A 2,105-nucleotide genomic window follows, 5' to 3' on the forward strand; every position below is an offset into this window, starting at 1 on the left:
CGACCCCCACGGCGCCTACTACCTCGTCGACCACACCGGCACCCGCCGGATCCCCGGCACGCCCCGGACCGCCCAGCACCCCGAGGATCCGCTGCGGCCGATGGTCATCGAGCTCTATCACTCACCCATCGACATCGAGATCCACCCCCACTACCCCGACGCGGCCTGACCACGCCGACGCATGGATCGCCCGTCACTTGCGGCGGTATGCCCCCTCGGCGCCAGAAGAGGACAGCGGAAATAGATTGGACCCCCGGGGCAGAGCCCCGGGGGTCCAATCAGGTGAAGCGGTGAACCGTCAGCTGCAGCCGCTGGTGGAGCCGCAACCCTCGCAGACGTAGCAGGAGCCGGCGGGGCGCATCTTGGTGCCGCAGGTGAAGCAGAGCGGGCTGTCGACGGCGGTGCCGGTGATCTGCTCGAGGAGCTCGGCGGAGGTGTGGGCGACCTTGGCGGGCTCGGCGGGGACCTCACGGGCCTCCGAGCCGTGGGTGGCCTTGGTCTCGACCTCGGCGTCGACCACGTCGTGCTCGGCGATGTCGACCACCGGGTGGGCCTCGATCAGCTCGGCGGCGGAGCCGGTCTCCTCGACGGGCTCGTAGGAGCCGGTCTCGAGGTAGCGCTGGCGCTCGTCGGCCGAGTAGATGCCCAGGCCCTGGCGGGTCTCGAAGTCGAGGTAGTCCAGGGCGAGGCGCCGGAAGATGTAGTCCATGATCGACTGCGCCATCCGGACGTCCGCGTCGTCGGTGAGGCCGGCCGGCTCGAAGCGCAGGTTGGTGAACTTCGAGACGTAGGTCTCCAGCGGGACGCCGTACTGCAGGCCGATGCTGACCGCGATCGAGAACGCGTCCATCACGCCGGCCAGGGTCGAGCCCTGCTTGCCGAGCTTGAGGAAGATCTCGCCCAGCTCGCCGTCGTCGTGGGCACCCGAGGTCATGTAGCCCTCGGCGCCACCCACGGTGAAGGAGGTGGTGCGCGAGACGCGGGACTTCGGCAGGCGCTTGCGGGTCGGGGCGTAGACGATCTTCTCGATCACCTTGGTCGCCTCGGCGGCCGCGGCGTCGGCGGCGTCGGCCGCGTCCTTCTTGGCCTTGCCGCCGCCGTCGGCCAGCGGCTGGCCGACCTTGCAGTTGTCCCTGTAGACCGCGGTCGCCTTGAGACCCAGCTTCCACGACTGCAGGTAGATGTCCTCGATCTCCTCGACGGTCGCCGTCTCCGGCAGGTTGACCGTCTTGCTGATCGCGCCGGAGAGGAACGGCTGCGCCGCCGCCATCATCCGCACGTGGCCCATCGGCTTGAGCGCGCGAGCACCCATAGCGGTGTCGAAGACCTCGTAGTGCTCGGACTTGAGCCCGGGGGCGTCGATGACGTGGCCGTGCTCGGCGATGTAGGCGACGATCGCCTCGACCTGCTCGGGCTGGTAGCCGAGCTTGCGCAGCGCCCGCGGGATCGTCTGGTTGACGATCTGCATCGAGCCGCCGCCGACGAGCTTCTTGAACTTGACCAGCGAGAAGTCCGGCTCGATGCCGGTCGTGTCGCAGTCCATCATGAAGCCGATGGTGCCGGTGGGCGCGAGCACCGAGGCCTGGGCGTTGCGGAAGCCGTTGGACTCACCGAGCTTGATGACGTCGGCCCACGCCTGGGTCGCCAGCTTGTGGACCTGGCCGTCGGCGATGCCGAGCGTGCGCACGGTGTCGTTGGCGGCCTGGTGCTTGCGCATCACGCGCTTGTGGGCCTCGGCGTTGCGGGCGTAGCCGTTGTAGGGGCCCACCACCGCGGCCAGCTCGGCCGAGCGCTTGTAGGAGGTGCCGGTCATCAGCGAGGTGATGGTCGCGGCCATCGCGCGGCCACCGTCGGAGTCGTAGCCCAGGCCCATCGCCATCAGCAGCGCGCCGAGGTTGGCGTAGCCGATGCCGAGCTGGCGGTAGTCGACGGTGGTCTGGCCGATCGCCTCGGTCGGGAAGTCGGCGAAGCAGATGGAGATGTCCATCGCGGTGATGATCACCTCGACGGCCTTGGCGAACAGCTCGGCGTCGAAGGTGTCGTCGTCCTTGAGGAACTTGAGCAGGTTGAGCGAGGCCAGGTTGCACGAGGAGTTGTCGAGCGAC

At 68.7% G+C, this 2,105-nt stretch carries 1 protein-coding gene; it reads right to left on the reverse strand.

Annotated features, from left to right (window positions below):
- Positions 1–298: 298 nt before the first annotated feature.
- On the reverse strand, positions 299–2,105 hold a 1,807-nt coding region (locus Q0L15_RS07215), incomplete at its 5' end, for a vitamin B12-dependent ribonucleotide reductase (RefSeq protein ID WP_296603275.1).

It is taken from the genome of Nocardioides sp., assembly GCF_024509035.1.
GTDB lineage: Bacteria > Actinomycetota > Actinomycetes > Propionibacteriales > Nocardioidaceae > Nocardioides.